18 protein-coding genes are annotated in these 17,971 nt (G+C 62.1%); 3 read left to right on the top strand and 15 right to left on the bottom strand.

Going from position 1 to position 17,971, the window contains the following annotated elements; translation table 11 throughout:
• Window positions 1-8 precede the first annotated feature (8 nt).
• A complete protein-coding gene (locus tag N825_RS08630; protein ID WP_037449796.1) occupies window positions 9-716 on the top strand; it encodes a DUF2076 domain-containing protein in 708 nt (235 codons plus the stop codon).
• Window positions 717-874: 158 nt separating this feature from the next.
• On the opposite strand, the gene N825_RS08625 is transcribed toward N825_RS08630, so the two are convergent.
• The 3 genes from N825_RS08625 to N825_RS08620 form a co-directional block, all read right to left on the bottom strand.
• Entirely contained in the window at window positions 875-1,387 is a 513-nt protein-coding gene (locus N825_RS08625) for a hypothetical protein (RefSeq protein WP_157619060.1), read from the bottom strand.
• Window positions 1,388-1,611: 224 nt separating this feature from the next.
• Window positions 1,612-1,746, bottom strand: coding sequence for a YHYH domain-containing protein (locus N825_RS40910; RefSeq protein ID WP_157619059.1), 135 nt, complete (start codon window positions 1,744-1,746; stop codon window positions 1,612-1,614).
• 204 nt (window positions 1,747-1,950) lie between these two features.
• Window positions 1,951-2,202, bottom strand: coding sequence for a hypothetical protein (locus N825_RS08620; RefSeq protein ID WP_037449790.1), 252 nt, complete (start codon window positions 2,200-2,202; stop codon window positions 1,951-1,953).
• Window positions 2,203-2,466: 264 nt separating this feature from the next.
• On the opposite strand from N825_RS08620, the gene N825_RS08615 reads away from it, so the two are divergent.
• Window positions 2,467-2,847: a hypothetical protein gene (locus tag N825_RS08615; RefSeq protein ID WP_037449787.1), complete on the top strand. Its 381-nt coding sequence runs from the start codon at window positions 2,467-2,469 to the stop codon at window positions 2,845-2,847.
• Between the two features lie 492 nt (window positions 2,848-3,339).
• A complete protein-coding gene (locus N825_RS38745) occupies window positions 3,340-4,176 on the top strand; it encodes a hypothetical protein (protein WP_157619058.1) in 837 nt (278 codons plus the stop codon).
• Between the two features lie 229 nt (window positions 4,177-4,405).
• On the opposite strand, the gene N825_RS38740 is transcribed toward N825_RS38745, so the two are convergent.
• The 12 genes from N825_RS38740 to N825_RS08560 all read right to left on the bottom strand — a co-directional run bounded on the left by N825_RS38740 (window position 4,406) and on the right by N825_RS08560 (window position 17,728).
• Entirely contained in the window at window positions 4,406-5,614 is a 1,209-nt protein-coding gene (locus N825_RS38740; RefSeq protein WP_157619057.1) for a hypothetical protein, read from the bottom strand.
• Between the two features lie 372 nt (window positions 5,615-5,986).
• Window positions 5,987-6,268, bottom strand: a complete 282-nt coding sequence (locus N825_RS08610) for a type II toxin-antitoxin system RelE family toxin (RefSeq protein ID WP_037449784.1) — start codon at window positions 6,266-6,268, stop codon at window positions 5,987-5,989.
• On the bottom strand, window positions 6,258-6,506 hold the full coding sequence (locus N825_RS08605) for a type II toxin-antitoxin system Phd/YefM family antitoxin (RefSeq protein WP_037449782.1): 249 nt from the start codon (window positions 6,504-6,506) through the stop codon (window positions 6,258-6,260). The genes N825_RS08610 and N825_RS08605 overlap by 11 nt, the downstream gene beginning before the upstream one ends.
• 874 nt (window positions 6,507-7,380) lie before the next feature.
• Window positions 7,381-8,475, bottom strand: a complete 1,095-nt coding sequence (locus N825_RS08600) for a Gfo/Idh/MocA family protein (RefSeq protein WP_084164555.1) — start codon at window positions 8,473-8,475, stop codon at window positions 7,381-7,383.
• On the bottom strand, window positions 8,472-9,452 hold the full coding sequence (locus N825_RS08595; protein WP_051511743.1) for an ABC transporter permease: 981 nt from the start codon (window positions 9,450-9,452) through the stop codon (window positions 8,472-8,474). The genes N825_RS08600 and N825_RS08595 overlap by 4 nt, the downstream gene beginning before the upstream one ends.
• Window positions 9,452-11,002 (bottom strand): sugar ABC transporter ATP-binding protein, encoded by a 1,551-nt coding sequence (locus N825_RS08590; RefSeq protein ID WP_051511742.1) that lies wholly within the window; start codon window positions 11,000-11,002, stop codon window positions 9,452-9,454. Before N825_RS08590 ends, N825_RS08595 begins: the two co-directional genes overlap by 1 nt.
• A gap of 47 nt (window positions 11,003-11,049) precedes the next feature.
• On the bottom strand, window positions 11,050-12,078 hold the full coding sequence (locus N825_RS08585; RefSeq protein WP_051511741.1) for an ABC transporter permease: 1,029 nt from the start codon (window positions 12,076-12,078) through the stop codon (window positions 11,050-11,052).
• A 29-nt stretch (window positions 12,079-12,107) separates the two neighbouring features.
• Window positions 12,108-13,109, bottom strand: coding sequence for a sugar ABC transporter substrate-binding protein (locus tag N825_RS08580; RefSeq protein ID WP_051511740.1), 1,002 nt, complete (start codon window positions 13,107-13,109; stop codon window positions 12,108-12,110).
• Window positions 13,110-13,195: 86 nt separating this feature from the next.
• Entirely contained in the window at window positions 13,196-14,959 is a 1,764-nt protein-coding gene (locus tag N825_RS08575; RefSeq protein WP_051511739.1) for a D-apionate lactonase family protein, read from the bottom strand.
• A 72-nt stretch (window positions 14,960-15,031) separates the two neighbouring features.
• The gene (locus tag N825_RS08570) at window positions 15,032-15,742 is read right to left on the bottom strand and encodes a transcriptional regulator NanR (protein ID WP_037449779.1); all 711 of its coding nucleotides are present in this window, start codon (window positions 15,740-15,742) and stop codon (window positions 15,032-15,034) included.
• Between the two features lie 91 nt (window positions 15,743-15,833).
• Window positions 15,834-16,259, bottom strand: coding sequence for a PaaI family thioesterase (locus N825_RS08565; RefSeq protein ID WP_037449777.1), 426 nt, complete (start codon window positions 16,257-16,259; stop codon window positions 15,834-15,836).
• Window positions 16,260-16,294: 35 nt separating this feature from the next.
• Window positions 16,295-17,728 (bottom strand): phospholipase D-like domain-containing protein, encoded by a 1,434-nt coding sequence (locus tag N825_RS08560; RefSeq protein ID WP_051511738.1) that lies wholly within the window; start codon window positions 17,726-17,728, stop codon window positions 16,295-16,297.
• Window positions 17,729-17,971: the final 243 nt, after the last annotated feature.

Genomic DNA, 17,971 nt, shown 5'->3' with positions numbered 1-17,971 from the left:
GGTTCACCATGACACCGCGTGAAAAAGAGCTGATCACCTCGCTGCTGGATCGTTTGGCGAGGACCGGCGGCGACCCCAAGGACCCCGAGGCCGAGGCCCTGATCCGCCAAGCCCTGGCGGCGCAGCCCGATGCGCCCTATCGGCTGGTGCAGACGGTGCTGATCCAGGACATGGCGCTGAATCAGGCGCAGTCCCGCATCGCCGACCTGGAAACGCGCCTCGCCACCGCCAACTCCCGCCCCCAGCCGCGAACCAGCTTCCTGGGCGACCGCGCGGCCGGCCCCTGGGGCCAAGCCGCCAACCAACCGGGCGCCCAAACCGGCGGCTACGCGAGACCCGACTATGCCCCGCCCCCGTATGGCGGATACCAGCCGCAACCCCAACTCCAGGCCCAACCCCAGGCCCAATTCGGAGCCGCTCCCAGTTTCCTCCGCTCCGCCGCGACCACGGCGGCCGGCGTCGCGGGCGGCGCCCTGCTGTTCGAAGGCATCCGTTCCATGTTCGGCCACCACGCCGACGGCATCCTGAGCGGCATCCCCGACCAGCCCGCCATCAGCGAAACCGTGATCAACAACTACTACCCCGACGACGACCCCGCCGCCCCCGTGGACCATGGCGCCGACGACACCGACGCCAGCTACGACCCCAGTTACGACGACGGCGGCCCCGACTTCACCCCCGACGATGGCGGCTTCGACTCGGGCGACTCCGTCTGACGCCTCCCGCGAAATCGCCAATCCCCCAATTCAAACCACACACCCCCGCGACGCCAGGGACGCCCCCCATCCCGGCCTCCAAGGGAGCACCGCCACAAACCCAAGGCGGTCGACCAGACCCGATCGCGGGTTCCAAGTGTCGTGCCCTGGGGATGCGGTCACTGCGTCGGCAGAGGAATCCCCAAGTCGAGGGCAAGTCCATATAGATGCTGCTTGGTCACCTGCATCTCGAGCTTGGCGGTGTTGACCTGAGCTATGAGCTTGTCAAGATCAGCGGTGGTCATGCCATTTACCGGATCAAAGGACCCGGCCGATTGCCCCTTGACGATCTCCAGCAATTTTATCCGCCGTTGCAGCTCAACGTCGGCTTGATCGATAACTTTCCTTGCGGTCACGGTCAAATCCGCAAGGTGCTTTTTGTATGTTTCAGCCTGCTTGATCTTGGTTTCAAGCGTGAGCAGTATTTCCTCCTTCTCCTTCTTGAAGGAAGATAGTTTTTCGTTAGCAGCCGCGACCTCTTGCCTTTTGGCTGCGGCCTCTTCCTTGGCTTGGTATACATCAAGAATTTGAGGAAGTGTTAAGTAAGAAATATATGCCAGCCACAAAGCTACGAAGGTCTGGATCCAACCGGGGCAGTGCGGCAACCAGCTTTTCAAAACTGAAATTCTCATTTCAATTCACCCTGGTTCTTGGTCTTCTCGAGCATCGCACAGGGTGGCGCAAGAAAAAAGCGTCAGGAACGGCAGCGTGCCAGCGGACATGCTCCCGTATGTTGCAAGGGCGATGATGGTTACCTACGTCATCTTTCTATTTCATGGGATCGCCCATTCAGCACTGCGCAGCCACTGGCCCAAACAGGTGTGCATGGCGACCTCACCACAGTGGGGCGCTCCCCTCAATGGCAGTGATACGTCCCTTTCTTCCGATCGTGATGGCAGCCATTCCGATCCAGCCCGCCGGAATGGGCGAAAGCGAGGGACGGCAAGAAAACCGCGACGGCGCACAGCACCGCCAGTAACCGCGAGCGCATGGGAAAACTCCTGATCCGATTATCAGGATATTCTCACCAACGCGAATAAGAGTCCATCCAATACAACTTAATGAATACTAAAGTATGTCCAACAGAACTGGCATTCCCAGCGGCCCGCCTTTCAGTCTAGACCGCTCGAACCCGTGGGCAACCCGAATCACCGGTCTCGGCCATCGCGAGACCGGTGATTCGAATCCCACCCCCTCAAGCCCGCGGTGATTTCGGCAGCATCAGGAACGACAACCCGACGCCCACCAGCAGCAGCGCGCCGACAATGACATCATCATAACCAACCTGAACCGGCCCGATCCAAGCATGCATCGACCGCAGCGAGATGTGCAGCAGCGGCACGACGCCATAGGGGCCGAAGGCGGTGGAGGGCAGGGTGATCAGCGGCAGCAGCGCGCCCCAGATGACCAGCAGCTTGCCCAGTGTCCGCACGGCGAGCCCCAGCATCAGGCGCTCCCGCCCGGAATCCCGCCGCGGCCCTCCCGGCGGAACTTCATCAAGTATGTGGACTTGGGCATTCATCCGCCCCCCCCCCAGGAAAATCGACAAGACGAAGGCTCCGGCGCGAGGGACATCCGCCACCGCCACCGGCCCCCATCGCCGCCCACGATCGCCACGGCGTGACGCCGCGTCGCGATGCCGCACCGCAGCGCCGGGCACCGGGTCGCTGCCTATCGCGGAAGCTCCGCCGGTCTTCCCCCGACCCTTAGCATGGCCTTGAAAATGGCGCGGGCCGCTTCGGCACCGCCGTCAGGCTTCGTCCTGCCGGCCGCCACGCCAGCCGCCACCATGGCGTCGGTCGGTTCGGTCTCGATGACCACCAAGCCCAATTCCTTCAACGCCGAAACCACGTTGAGCGCGATCCCCAAGGGTGAGGACGAGCCGGACCCGTCCGTCGCGGAATCCATGTCCTTCTTCATTTCCAAATCCACCTTCACGCTGCTGGAACGTCGAACGCGGACCACGGGCGTCCAGGCGAAGGGATGGCGCATTCCGGAAAGCCACACGCCGCGGCCCGCCGAAAACACTCCCCATCGCGGCCCGATGGCCCCGCGCGTGTTCAAATCGCCGATGTCGGGATCAGCCGCCTAAGCGAAGGTCCCGCCCCGGATTGCGCGAACGCCCGCCGAAGGATTTGGAAAGGAGGAAGCTGGCACCGAAGGCACCGCGCGGCGCGCTTGGCGTTCCCGCCGCCGCGGGAGCCGAAGCCCCTGCGGCGGCGGAAAACAAAGAGTGGCGCGCGGTCGCGCCGGTTGTGCTATTGCTCGACTCAGCCATTGATATCGTTCCTTAAACCGGGTTATCGATGGTTAGGTCGGATCGGGGAATTCCAGCTCCTCGATCCGGCCGCCCCGCGGGTGCGAGGCTGTGACGAGTCTGATCGGGTTACCCCGGAATATCAAGGATGGGGCTGTTTGGAATGGGAGCGGTGGGGATCATTGAAGTTCGACCTCAATCCGATGGCAGAACGGGGTGATATCGACCGTAGGATCTGATTATTCTAGTTGTAGATCTGTGATATGCGACCTTCGGGCATACTAAAATCAAAAAATACCTTTAAAACAACTAAGTGGATTGAGCAAAATGAAAAAAATCACTTACATCACCTTAATAAGTACAATCTGCATTACTGCATGCGTGAAGTCTCAGCCAGATGCTGTATCCGCTCTCGCAGTACAGCATACCCTTGCAGCAAAGCGTATTGAGCTTGTCACTAAGCCAAAAATCAATGAGTTATCACAAAGAGAAGTAGGAGAAACTATCATATATGAAGAGCTGGAGGAAACTGTAGATGCAATCGTATTGATTTCGCCCGTAGATTTTTCTTACCTCAATCCAGCCCGGCAGATTCCTGCCGGTACCAAATTCCTTCACGTGTCAGATACGCCAACTACCAAAATTTACTGTAACGCCCATTGTCTAGAAGAAAAAGATGGCGTCGTATCGCTTGCTGGTGAACCAAACATGAGAATAGCGCCATCGCTTCTATCGTTTGAGACAGTTGTGACTGGTGTTCGACCTAAATCGCTACAGGAGCATCTGGTATACACAGGGAGATCAGGTAAAACGATTTTCCTGAGTTATCGGGAATTCTCAAATGATATGGCACGACCTGCGTTTACTCAGGACCTTACGTTTGAGGTATCTACCGATCGAATTGTCGGCTTTCGCGGCGCGCGCATTGAAATAGTGGATGCTGCAAACACGTTTATAAAGTATCGCGTTTTGACCGGATTCCTCAAGGATGAAGGTAATGTTCGTACTGGAACTCGAGAAGCCAGTAAGGCCATTTGGGGTGCTGATACAGTCAGAAATGATCCGGGCGCCGTAAGAGGTAAAGCTGTTGTTTGTAAAAGGATTGACGGGCGAGTTGAGACAATGGGTGAATCCGAATGCGCTGCAGTTGGAAAACCATTATAAATAGAAGCATTCATCTGAATAGGCTTGCAATAGATCATTAAATTATCAGTGTGAGTATCGTCATGAGTGAGGTTGGCAAAATGACACTCATAGTTATCTCAATATTATCTACAGATAGCATGCTGAAAATCAACTCTGGAACTTTCCGTATCTTTTTTGAAAGCAATACGATCTAGATTGAAGATCAATGTCGGGAAATTATCGGCCCTATTGTAATAAGAGGTTGTTCCTAATCTATTTTTCTCGACACTTTTTCAGGCTTGAGGAAAATTATTCCGTTTATTGAATCTCTGTTGATGACAATAGTCAAAACTTCCGGCTTTTTGCCCATTTTCTCAAATACCGTATCATTGAGTTTTGGAGAATACCCATCTTCGATAATTGGTTTTCCAACATATACGTGATCACTTGTCAATAGCTTCAGCGGATAAATTGAAAACGAACTATAGAAACCAGTAACATAGCATGATGCAGCTTCCTGAGTAGTTAAATCATTAAGGGAGCAAGGAACCTGCTTCTGTTTATCGAATGTAATTAAGATAGGAAGTCCTCCTCCAGCGTTATACGCACGCAGAGCAGATGTACTAAATTGGCCGAACCCAGGAAATACAAACAACAATGTCATGGTAAACAAAACAGGAGGAAGCCATAGTGGGAGTGGTTTTTTTGCACCTGTCGGTTCCATCAGGAAATGGATAAAAATTATAATGATTGATGTTAATCCTAATAATATTATAGCTGACTGTTCATCAACATCAGGGTAGTGGTGAGCGAGAGCTCTCAAAGCTAACAATCCTACTAGTAAAAACCAAAAAATTGACATAAAATTATGAAAATAAAATGTATGAAGGAAATCCATTTTGGGACGAATTTCGCTGCTTACATCGGATACTCGATAATTATGGTAGATACACCAAGTAAACCTGCCAAGTGTCGATATTATAAAAATTGTTAAAATCATAAATATCAAAAAGAAAATATTGCGCCCAAACGCTGGAAAATCAAGTTCATAAAAGAAGAATATCATAGAGAATGTATAAAAAAGAAGGCTAGCTCCAGACATTCGTATATACATCTCTATCTTTCGAAGCCAGAAATTAGAAAATATTAATTGCTGGCCCAAATAACTCAAATATGCATCACGATCACTGATTTGAACAAAAACTGTAGGGGCAGAAATGCAAGCAGAAAGAATTATTAACAAACCAACGAAAAGTGCTGCAATAAAGCTCATGTATGGGCCGATTGATCTAAATGCATCGATGAAAGGAATACTATTGTTCATGCAATGGTATAGCAGAATTCCATTCCCAAGAATTACGCTAATAAGCATCCCGCAGGCAGCTTTTAGAAAAATCCGTGTAAAATAAATTGGGACTGCTTTAAGACCTTTTGACATGCTCATGTGTGCAAAATTCCAAACCTGCCATAACGTCATGGTTATTCCTATGTCAATACTGACTTCACCATTAATTGGTAGCATATCAACGAAATATCATCAATCGAAATTAAGATCTTAACACGAGAAAAGGGCTGAAAACTTAGATACTGTATGGTTTCAATTAACTTATGACAAAGGGTTTCGTCCTATATCGTCTCAGCGTAAATCAGGTGTTAGGTTCAGTAAGTAAAAGGGGCAGAATGATTTTAAGTCCAATGTGCGGCCTTCTAGAGGAACGAAGGCACAGTAGATTGTCGCACGGCTAATCTCCATCCACTTTGTTCCGTATCCCGCAGATTGGCGGGTAGAGAGCAACGGCATTTGACATCGGAGAGTCAGCGCATCAGCAGCCGTTATGTCATCCATCATCTATCGATTCGCCGCAGCCTTGTAAACCTCGCTACGGTCACGCTTCCCAACAGCAATGACGACGACGACTAACTGACCGTCGTGGACCTCATATACCAGCCTGTAGCCCACACTTCGTAGCTTGATCTTGTAACGATCATTGTGGCCTGAGAGTTTGGCTGAAGGAACGCGAGGGTGTTCCAAGCGCTCGGCCAGCTTCTTCTTGAACTGCTCTCTGGTGCCATTGTCCAGATTGCGCCACTCCTTTAAGGCTTCGTCAAGGAAGGCAAGCTCAAAGATCATCAAGCGTGACTTTTATAACGGGCTGACCCCTGCGAGCTTCCGCGATTGCATTGAGCTCAAAATCTTCCAGGCGTTCCATCATGGCTTCGAACGCCTTGGCTGGAACACAGTAGAATGCCGGCTCATTGCGATTGAGGATCGCCACCGGGGACCCTTCGCCAGCCGCCACCGTGCCCATGGGATTTCTCTTCAATTCGGAGACGCTCGCGGTCATCTCCGTCAGGATCCGGCTTGCCATGTGCGTGTCCTCCTACCAATGCCGAGGCTACAGTTAGCACGCTTCAAGGTGTTTTTAAAGGTACCTGGAAAAGTGCTAAGGAGGCGAAGGTGTCGGAGTAAGTGAGTGGCGCATTCCGCACTAGGATTGTATTCCGGGAGCCAACGTGTTACCACTTTACGCGTCCCAGCGGGGCTGGTTCTTTGACAAGTGCATATCGAACGAAGCTGGCCCACCCGGCGGTGGTGTTCGGGTCATCCTCTTCGGTGCCCGGAAGCACGGGATAGTGACGTTCAATGACCTTTTCGACGTTTTTCAGCCGGTCACAATGACCCCGGTGGCGCTTCCAGGGGGCAGGGGCTTCGCGGGATCTGTGTCCATCCTGTAAATCCTCTTCATCCTGATAAAATCGAACGGTGGTTGGCATCCGCTGATCCGGGGTTGCGGCGGCTGACGGGGAGGGGCGGGAGTAGGCGTGTGGGGGATTTTTGGCCTTCGTGGTGGGTGACCGGATCAAGTCCGGTCACGAAGAAAAGGGGAGACTGAGACGGAGGCGCCGAAATGGGGAACCAAAGGCGGCGCACGAAGGGTGGACGACCACGAGCGAGGGAGCGACGACGGGCGGCAATTCAACGCGCGCGATCAATGAAAGCGTTGCCATATCATCACGCGTGGCCTTGACGTAAATCGATGAAGAAGGCGACGGCATCCCGGACGACGTGGATCAATGATGACGCCATCGTTCCCGACCCCGTAAGCCGCCGGATGTATCAGCGCTCGCCAACTGCCTGTCATCAATTTCCGTGTCTCAGCCCAGGGGTTCACTCCACAACACCTAGCCCCCCGTTGATGATGTCAAATGATGACATTCGCGGCCATACCCCACCCCCCAGCCTCACCCGAACACCACCGCCTGACCTGTCTCCGCCGACGCATACGCCCCGAACGTCAACTCCAGCGTCCGCAGGTTATCCGCCCCCGAGGTGTCCGGCTCGCGGCCCTCGCGCAGGCAGTCGACCCAATGGCGCTGGATCGCCAGCACGCTGTCCTGCACCACATGCCAGGGCCGGCTCGCCCACGGCAGCAACTCGGCGTCGACCGGCCGCACTTCCCGGTGGCCGGTCCGGCTCAGCACCAGCCGATAGCCCTGGTCAAGCTCGATCGTCCCCTCCGTGCCCTCGATCCTGATCAGGCATTCGGGGAAGGGCTCCGGCTCCGTCTTGGTCGCGGTGGACAGGTCGACCACCCCGGTGACACCGCTGGCGAAGTCCACCAGCATCGTCGCGGTGTCCTCCCCCCGCACGCGCGGGTCCACCCGGGCGGTCCGGCAGTACAGCCGCCCGGCCTCGCCGAACAGGAAGCGCGCCACGTCCAGCAGGTGCAGGCCCACATCCATGATGATGTAGCGCTCGTCCTCCGCCAGATAGGGCTGGTTGGCGATGATGTCGAAGCCATGGCGGAACTGGACCCGGCCGAAGAAGGGCTTGCCGACCCAGCCCTCGTCCAGCGCCCGCTTGACCTCCAGCAGCGGGTGCTGCCAGCGGAAGTTCTCATGCACCATCAGCTGGACACCGGCGTCGGCGCAGGCCCGCACCATGGCCTCGGCGTCCTCCAGGCTGGCGGCGAAGGGCTTCTGGCAGATCGCCGGCACGCCCTGCCGGGCGGCCAGCTCGACCAGCGCCCTGTGGGAGGGCAGGGTGGTCGCGATGTCGACGAAGTCGGGCCGTTGCTCGGCCAGCATCGTCTCGGCGTCGCCATAGAAATGGGGGATGCCGAACCGGCGCGCGGCGGCCTCCGCCTTGCCAAGGTCGCGGTCGCACACCGCCACCAGCTCGACACCCTCCAGCGGGGTCTCCCGCATGGCGGTCCAGGCGTTCAGGTGGTTCTCGGCGAAGAAGCCGCAGCCCACCAGGGTCCCGCGCAGTTTGCCGGTGCGCGGCCCATAGGCGGGGGAGGCGGCGGGAGAACCGGAGGGGGAAGGGAATGTCATACGGGTCTCTCCTCGATGCGGATGCGGCGGCGGCCCAGCCGTTCCAGGATCCGGGACCGCTGGCTGTCCACGAAGACCGCCAGGAAGATGATCGAACTGGTCACCAGCGGATAGATGTACGGGTCGGCGTTGACGATGACCAAGCCGTTCTGCACGGTCTGGATCAGCACCGCGCCGAACACGGTGCCCGCCACGCCGCCCCGCCCGCCGAACAGGCTGACGCCGCCCAGCACGGCGGCGGCGACGGCGGCGAACTCCTTCTCCATGGCGAAGGACGAGGCGGCGGCTCCCACCTGGGTGATCGACACGAAGCCCGCGATGCCGGCGCAGGCTCCCGACACCGCGTAGACGGCTGTCAGCACCAGCGGCACGTTGATGCCGGCCTTGGCGGCGGCGTCCGGGTTCTCGCCCACGGCGTAGACTTGGCGGCCGAACGGGGTGTGGTTCAGCACCAGCCACGCCGCCGCGAAGACGATCGCGAAGACCCAGATCGCCCAGGGCACGCCCAGCCATTCCGCCCGCGCCAGCGACAGGATGTGGTCCTTGTAGAAGACCATGCGGGTTTCCGTCACCCATAGCGCCAGCCCGCGGCCGATGAACAGCGTCGCCAAGGTCACGATGAAGGCCGCCACTCGCAGCCGCACGATGAAGAAGGCGTTGACCAGACCGAACAGCGCCCCCGCCGCCATCATGGCCGGCACCGCCAGCAAGGGCGGCACGTCGGCCAGGTATATCCCCAGCAGCGCCACCGACAGGTACATCACGGCGCCGACCGACAGGTCGATCCCGGCGGTCAACAGCACGAAGGTCATGCCGATGCCCAGGATCGCGATGTGCGACGCCTGGATCAGGATGTTGGTGAAGTTCTGGGCGTCCAGGAACCTGTCCGACAGGCTGCCGAACACCGCCAGAACCACGATGAACAGCGCCACCGGCGCGTTCCGCAGCAGGACCAGACGAAGGCGTGTGGCGTTCATCAAACAGCTTCCCTCATCGCGGCGGCCGGCGCCGCGGCGGCCTCGGTTCCCCGCCGTCTCATGGCGGCCTCCAGGATGCGCCCGCTGTCGAAATCGCCGCGCCGGAACTCGGCCTGGATCTCGCCGTGGTTCATCACCAGGATGCGGTCGCACAGGCCGATCAGCTCCTCCATCTCCGACGAGATCATCAGCACCCCGGCGCCGTCGGCCACCAGCGTGTCGATGATCTTGTAGATCTCGAACTTGGCGCCGACATCGATGCCGCGGGTCGGCTCGTCCAGGATGAAGACCTTGGGCTCGCGCAGCAGCCACTTGGCCAGCACCACCTTCTGCTGGTTGCCGCCGCTCAGGTGCCGCACCAGGGTCGCCATCGGGTCCGCCGCGCGCATCCGGACCTTCTGGCCGATCCGCCCGACCTCGTCGCCCAGCCGGGTCCGCTCGACGAACCGGGTCCACGGCGAGGCGTACTCGTCCAGCGAGGCCAGCGCGATGTTGTCGGCGATGGTGGCGTGCATCATCAGCCCCTCGCCACGCCGGTCCTCCGTCAGGAAAGCCATGCCGCGATCCATGCAGACGCTGGGGCTCGGCGCCTCGATCGCGACGCCATCGACCGCGATGGTGCCGGTCTTGAAACTGTCCAGGCCGAACAGGATGCGGGCCAACTCGCTGCGGCCGGCCCCCATCAGCCCGGCGATCCCCAGCACCTCGCCGGCGTGCAAGGTGAAGTCGATCTCGTGGACGACGCCCGGCTGGCTGACGCCCCGCACCTCCAGCACCGGCGTGTCGGTCGGGGTCGCGGTCCGCTCGGGGAACAGCTGGTCCAGCGTCCGCCCGACCATCAGCGAGATCATCCGCTCGGTCGGCATCTGGGCCACGGGGCCGCCACCGACCACCGCGCCATCACGCAGCACGGTGATGTCGTCGCAGATCCGCGTCACGTCGCCCAGCACGTGGCTGATATAGATCATCGCGATGCCGCGGCCGCGCAGCCGCTCGATGATGCCGAACAGGCGGTCGGCCTCCCGCCTCGTCAGCGAGGTCGTCGGCTCGTCGAAGATGATCACGCGGGCGTCCACGCTCAGCGCCTTGGCGATCTCGACCAACTGCCGCTCGCCCTGGCTCAACTGGCCGACCGGCGTTCCGGGCGGGTGGCGGATGTCGACCTGCTCCAGCAGCTCGCGCGCCCGGCGGCGCATCCGGCCCCGGTTGATGAACGGGATCGCGGCGCCCAGCCGGGGGAAACCGGTGATGAACAGGTTCTCCTCGATCGACAGGTTCTCGAACAGGTTCAGTTCCTGGTGGATGAAGGCGATGCCGCGCGCCAGCGCGTCCTTCGGCCCGCGCGGCTCGTAATCGGCCCCGTCCAGCCGGATCCGCCCGCCGTCGCGCCGCAGCACGCCGCCCAGGATGTTCATGGTGGTGGACTTGCCGGAGCCGTTCTCCCCCACCAGCCCCAGCACCCGGCCGCGGTCCAGCGAGAACGAGACGCCATGCAGCACCTCGACGCCGAAGAAGCTCTTGCGCAGGTTCTCGCAATCGAGCAAGGCCATGATCGAAGCCTCCTAAAACTCGGGACCGGGATGTTAAAACCCCGAAACTAGAACCGGGCGGCGTACCGGGTGCGGACGGCGTCGATCACGGCGGCCAGCAGGATCACGCAGCCCTTGATCGCGAAGACCGAGAACAGCGACAGACCCAGCATCTTCAGGCTGGTGTCGATCAGCACCAGGAACAGCACGCCGAACACCGTCCACAGCACCTTGCCCTTGCCCCCGAACAGGCTGGTGCCGCCGATCACCACGGCGCCGATGATGTCCAGCAGGATCGTCTGGCCCAGGATCGGCGTCCCGGTTTGCAGCCGCCCGGTGTACAGGATCGACGCCACGGCGGCGCAGGCTCCCGAGATTAGGAACGCCGCCGCGATCACCCGGCCGACCGGCACGCCCGACACGGCCGCCGCCCTCCGGTTCTGGCCGCAGGCGTAGAGCCGCCGGCCCAGCACGCTGCGCGCCAGCACCAGATGCGCGGCGATCCCGACGGCGGCCACCACCCACAAGGCGTGCGGCACGCCGCCCAGATTGCCCTGTCCCAACACGACGAACCCGTGGGGCAGGTTGGCGATGCTGCTGGTCTCGGTGTGGAAGGTGGTGAACCAGATCGCGGCGCCGGAGAAGAACATCATCGTCGTCAGCGTCACGATGAAGGGCGGCATGCCCAGCCGGTTGACGCAGAAGCCGTTGAAGGCGCCGATCGCCAACCCGACCAGCACCATGGCGATCATGGCGCCCGGCACCGCCAGCGCCGAGTCCGCCAGATAGCCGCCGTCGCCCGTCATGACGCTGGCCCCGACGACGCTCGCCATCGCGATGATCGAGGTCACCGACAGGTCGATGCCGGCGACGATCAGCACGAAGGTCTGGCCGATCGCCACCACCAGCAGCGGCAGCATGTCGGACAGGATGTTCCGCATCACCTCCGCCGAGGCCATCTGGGGCACGAACGGCAGCACCGCCAGGAAATAGGCGAGGCTGAGATAGAGCACCAGGTATTCGGAGAACAGCAGGTGCCGCAGCAAGCGGCGCGGCCCGGACGGCCGCGCCTCGCCGGCGATGGATGTCGCGATCATCGGTGCCGCGTTCCCAGCCCGGCCGCCGCTCAGCCGTTCTTCTGCTTGTAGATGCTATAGCCCCACATGCGGTCGCGGACCTCCGCCATGTTGGCTTGGTGGATCGCGAAACCGGGATCCAGCAGCACCCGCTCCACCGTCTTGCCGCCTTGCAGGTCGACGATCGCGTTGACCGCCAGCTCGGCTTCCTTGAACAGGTCCTGCACGCCGTCGGCGTCCAGGTACTTGTCCTTCAGCAGCTCATACGCCGTGGCGTCGCCATCGAACCCGCCGAAGATGACGTGGTCTTTTTGTCCTATCTGATGGAACTTGTTCCTGGTCTTCATCACCTGTACGATCTGCGGGAACAGGAAGTCGGACGATGTGAAGAGGAAATTGATGTCGGGGTTCGCTTGGAACGCGTTGGTCAGGCCGGCGAAGGCCACGTCGGCGTTCCACTCCGTCGGGATGCGGGCGACGACGTCGATGATGTCTTTATTCTTATCCACCACGTCGAAGAAGCCGTCGCGCCGGCCGATCGCGTTGGGGTCGCCCAGGTTGCCGATCAGGATCGCGGCCTTGTACTTGCCGCCCTGCTCGCGGGCGACCTTGACCATGTGCTCGACCGTGGCGTTGGTGATCTTGCGGTTGTCCGCGACCACCGCGACCGAGAAGGCGTCGGTCTTGGCCGGCGGGCGGTTGAAGTGGACCATCGGCACCTTGGCGTCGTTGGCCGCCTTGATCGCCGGGATGACCGCGTTGCTGTCGGTCTGGACGATGATGATGCCATCGACCTTGCGCGCCAGCATGGCGCGGACCTGTTCGAACTGGCGATTGTCGTCCTTGTCCGAGATCGCCTGGACCATCTCGTATCCGCGCTTGGTCAGGTCCTGCTTGAGGGCGTCCAGCCCCGCGACCCAGAACGGCGAATACAGGCCGTCGAACAGCACGGCGATCGTCTTCTTGCCCTGCGCCTTGGCGAAGACGGGCATGCCGGCGGTACCGGCCGCGATGAGGGTGCCGATCGTGAATTGCCGACGCGTGAGTTTCATCGGTGTTTCCTCCCTGCCGCGGCTTGTGCCGCTTGGTTTGCTTATGCGGTCAGCATACCAGTCGTCCGAGGGCCGACAACTGGGAATTAGGGGGTGGACAGCGCCACGCCCTCGACCCCGCCAGCCGGCACCTCGACCGCGCCATGGCCGACCACGTCGACCCGCACCGCGGCGGGCGATCCATTCGCCAGCCACAGCACCGGCCCGGCCGGCGTCCTCCAGGCCAGCGCCGCCACCGACTTGCCTCCCGAGACCTCGACCTTCAGCAACGGCGCGCCCTTCGCCTCCGCCAGGGCCACGATCACCCGCTGGCTCGGCGTGCCCACGAAGCCGAAATCACCCTCCAGCGCGCCCAGCGCCACCGACGCCGCCCCCTCGTATGCCAGGGCCGCCGCATAGCCCAGGTACCACGCTGCGCCGAACGTCCCGCGCTGGCGCGGATCGCGCCGGGCCATGGCGACTCGGCGATTATCCGGGTTCTCGACCGGCGCCACGCCATAGGGATTGTCGCGCATCCCAATCGCGGAGGGACCGACCCGGATCGGCTTGCCGCCGCAGAACGACCGCGCCGTCTCCATCACGAACGGCAGCGACTCCAGCGATTCCCAGATCGACCGCTCGTCCGCCGCGTGGACGATCGGCGAGGTGGTGAAGCTGACGTAATCGACCTCGTCCACCGGCGGCCGCGCCCGGTTCAACTCGGTGAAGAAGGCATGCACGCCGCCGCCGATCGCAACGCCCGGAAACGCCTTGCGGGCCGCCCGGTAGACCTCGCGGAAGCCCGGCACCTCGGGCCAGGGTCCGGAAGGCTGATAGCTCTTCAGGTAGGCGGCTGGCGCCACCGTCACCCCGGCGACGCTCACCCCCGCCGCGTCGATCCGTCCGGCGATCTCCCCCAACTCCGCGTCCAGCGGGCGATCGCAAGCCAGCGGCAGTTCCAGGAACAGCTCCGCCCCGGCCCGCCGCGCCAGATCGCCATAGGCCCGCAGGGTCTCGACGTCACCCCGCGCCCCCGCCAGCCGCCCGACCAGCAGGCCCAGCCCCGGCTCCGCCCGCTTGGGCAGGCACAGTGGATCAATCCCGGCGCCCACCGGCGGCATCACAAGGTCCAGCGCCGGGCCGACCGTGACACCGATGCCATCCCGGACTTGCGCGGGGGCCGTGGGTTGCCCGGTCACCTCCAGCCGGACCGCCTGGGTCAGCCGGGTGCCAGCTTGGATGGTGTAGGGCGTCGGCAGCGACAGCGGGCGGACATAGGTCTTGTACGAGGCGTCGGTCCAGTTCCGCTGGTCCTCCATCTCGAAGACGTCACCCTCGAACCGGCAGACCGCCGTGACGCCCGGCACCGGCCGATGGGTCAGGCTTTCGATCGACAGGATCGGCTGGGCGGGGCTGATCAGCCGGGGGAACCGCGTCTCCTCCCGGCCGCCATCGGCGTGCCCGACCTCGACCGGCTCGCCCGCCACGCCCTCGATCGGATGCAGCACCACGAAGCCAGTCCGGCAGGTCTCCAGGTTGGCCGAGGCCATCCCGGTCACCTCGAAGCTCAGCCGCCCGTCGGCGCTCCCCTGGATCTCGGCATCGTATTGATAGCCGTCACCCACGGTGGCCTCGAACGAGACCGCGAAGGCCTCGTCGCTCTCCTCGATGAACAGGTTGGACAACGACGCCGGCAGCGTGCCCCAGCCGGGGTCGCGGACCAGATAGTTGACGCCGCGCAGGATCTCGATCCCGTGCCAGCGGATCGCGCGCAACGCGCCATCCTCCAACTCGGCGCTCAAGGCGCCGGCCCGCAGGACGCGGGGCGTGGCTGGGGGTATCCCGGTCCCGTACAACGTGACGCAGGTCATGGCGTGCTTCCCTCCCCCTTGTGGCCCATCTGGCCCTTGCGGCCGCTGTCGCGCGGCCTTATGGTCTTGGCATCAACTCTCGAACTGTCGATACAATTGGCTGGCCCGCTTCAAGTGGTCGGACATGGCGGCGTCCGCCTCGTCGGGATCGCGGGTGGCGATGGCGTCGAAGATGCGTTCGTGTTCCTGGATCGTGATCTGCTCGGCGCCGGGCGCCCGCAGAAGCTTGACGTGATAGACCGCCAGCCACGCGAACATCGACTGGCTGACCGCGACATAGATCGGGTTGCCGGAGATCATCGCGATCTCGCGGTGGAACGCCATGTCGCAGGGCAGGAAGTTCGCCAGATCGGACAGGCTCTCCCGGTGGTCCTCCAAACGGCGGGCCAGCCGGTTGATGTCCTCCTCGGTCGCCTTCTGGGCCGCCAGCCGGACCATGCCGACTTCGAAGAAGACGCGGGCGTCCTTCAGGTGCTCCAGGTTCTCGGGCGCCGTGGCGATGAAGTGCTTGGCGGTCTCGCCGACCTGCTCGATCACCCGGGCGGCTGTGATCGGCGTGACCCGGGCCCGCTCGCCATGGGTGATCGACACCAGACCCATGTGGGACAGGGTCTGCATGGCCTCCCGGATGGCGGGACGGCCGACCTTGTACATCTCCATCAGCTGGCGCTCGGACGGCAACTGGTCGCCGACCGCGTACTCGCCGCTGGAGATGCGGGCCAGCAGGCGGTCGAGCACCTCCTGGTAGAGCTTGCGCCGCGGGATTGGTTCAATGGACTTCATTTGGAGGCGGCTCTGGCGGACCTGATACGGCGACTGGCATGATGATCGCGCCAGTCGGGCGAAAGCTCAAGGCGAAACGCCATCGGCCCGTTCACTTACGATCGAGGATCTTCCACACCCCGCTGGCCGCCGCGACCACACGGTCGCCGTCCAGGATCGTCCCGCGCAGGAAGACCAGCGTCCGTGTCTTGCGGATGACCTCGGGCCGGATCTCGACGAAATCGCCGATGTCGGCGGCTCCGATGAACTGCATGTCGAACTGGATCGTGACGCAGACTTGATTGTCCGCCGCCTCCCAGGCGGTGATCCCCAGCGTCCGATCGGCGAAGGTCATCAGCATGCCGCCCTGGACGACATTGATCAGATTGGCGTGCTTCGGTTCCGCCAGAAAGCCATAGACGGCTCCGGCCTCGTCCCGGTGGCGCCACAGTGGCCCTACCAAATCCAGGAAGCCGGCGTCGGGCAAGCGCTCCCACCCGGCGGCGGCCGGGTCGAAAGCCGGTTTCTCGTTGATCATCCAAGTCTCCCCGTTTGGCATCAAGCCCTTTGGCGTCAAGGATGCCGCAGCTTCCAGGCGCGCGCCAGCAACCCGCCGCCGACCAGCAGGGCCACCAGCATGATCGGGATGGCGATCAGGCGTGGGAAGAAGGCCGCCAGGATCGCCAGCGCCAGCAGGATGCCCCCGGCGCCGGCCAGCACGCCCGCCTCGGCGCGGCCGACCGCGCGGCGATTGGTCAGCGCGGCGCCGACCGTGTTGCCGATGCCGAGGCTGCCCGCCGCGACCCGCGCCGTGCTCGGCTTCTTCTCGCGCCGGGCGCGCGGGCTGCGCGGCGTCACCGATTGCGGCCGGTGCTTGACGTCGAGCACGACCTCGGTCGCCTGGTTCAGGTCCTCGAGATACATCGCCTCCATCGCCTCGGCGAAGGCGCCGTCCTCGATCGCGATGTCCAACTCCCAGTTGCCGATCCAGCTGGCGATGTTGAGGTTGGTCGAGCCGACCCGCGCCCAGTGACCGTCGGCCACCGCCGTCTTGGCGTGCAGCATCGGGCCGTTCCACTCGAAGATCCGGACGCCGGCCTCCAGCAGCGGGCGATAGCTGGCGCGCGACAGCGCCTGGGTGATCGGGATGTCGCTGATGCCGGGCACCAGCAGGCGCACGTCGACGCCATCGCGCGCCGCCTCGCCCAGCGCCTGGATATAGGCGGTGGTCCCGACGAAATAGGCGTCGGTCAGCCACAGCCGGTCCTGCACCCCGGCGGCGATCAGCAGGTCCAGCCGGTAGACGCCCATCTCGGAGGGCTGGCCCTCGATCAGCCGGATCGAGACGTCGCCCGTCGGCTCCCGCGCCCGGCGCGGATGGGACGCCTCCAGCTTGTCCAGGGCCGGGCCTGCCGCGTTCCAGCTATGGCGGAACGCCGATTCCAGGTCGCGCAGGACCGGCCCCTCGATCGCGACTCCGGTGTCGCGCCAGGGCTTCCGCTTGGCCACCGGGTCGCCGACCCAGACATCGCCGACGCACAGGCCGGAGACGAAGCCGATCCTGCCGTCGACCATCAGCGTCTTGCGGTGGTTGCGGCTCAGCCAGCCGAGCGGGCTCTCGAAGCCTGGCGGGTTGAAGGCGCGGATCTGGACGCCGGCCTGGGTCAGCGTCCGCAGCATGGCGCGTGACGTCTTCCGGAAGCAGCCCAGCCAGTCGTACAGGAAGTGGATGCGGACGCCGTCCCGCGCGCGCTCCGCCAGCAGGTCGACGAAGGTCCGGCCGGTCGCGTCGTCATAGATGATGTAGTTCTCGAACTGGATCGAGACCTCGGCCGACCGGATCGCCTCCAGCCACGCCGGATAGTTCTCGTCGCCGTTCCTCAGCAAGCGGATCGCGTTGCCCGGAACCGCCGCGGCGCCGGTAACCCGCGACAGCGCCTGGCTCGCCAGCATCTGGTCCAGCGACCGCTCCTTGCGTGTCGCGGCGTGAAGCACATTCGTCCGCATCAGGGGGTCTGCCGGCTCCTGGGATTCTAAGGATGGGGAATCAACGTCTGGATGGCCCGATGCCGCTCGGGAGAACACCGTTATGCCAATCAGGTTGCCCTGTCGCCAGCGAATCCGGGCAATCGATCGGCAAGGGTGGGAACCCAAAGGAGGGGCGAAAGGTTAACGTGCGAGCGAACGACGCGCGCCACCAATGGCGCGCCGTTCATATCCTTTCAGATCAACCGGTTTTTTACAGGAGGT

The organism is Skermanella stibiiresistens SB22, from assembly GCF_000576635.1.
GTDB classification, from domain to species: domain Bacteria; phylum Pseudomonadota; class Alphaproteobacteria; order Azospirillales; family Azospirillaceae; genus Skermanella; species Skermanella stibiiresistens.
The sequence above is the reverse complement of the archived record's forward strand: the minus strand, read 5'-3'. Positions and strand labels throughout refer to the sequence as shown.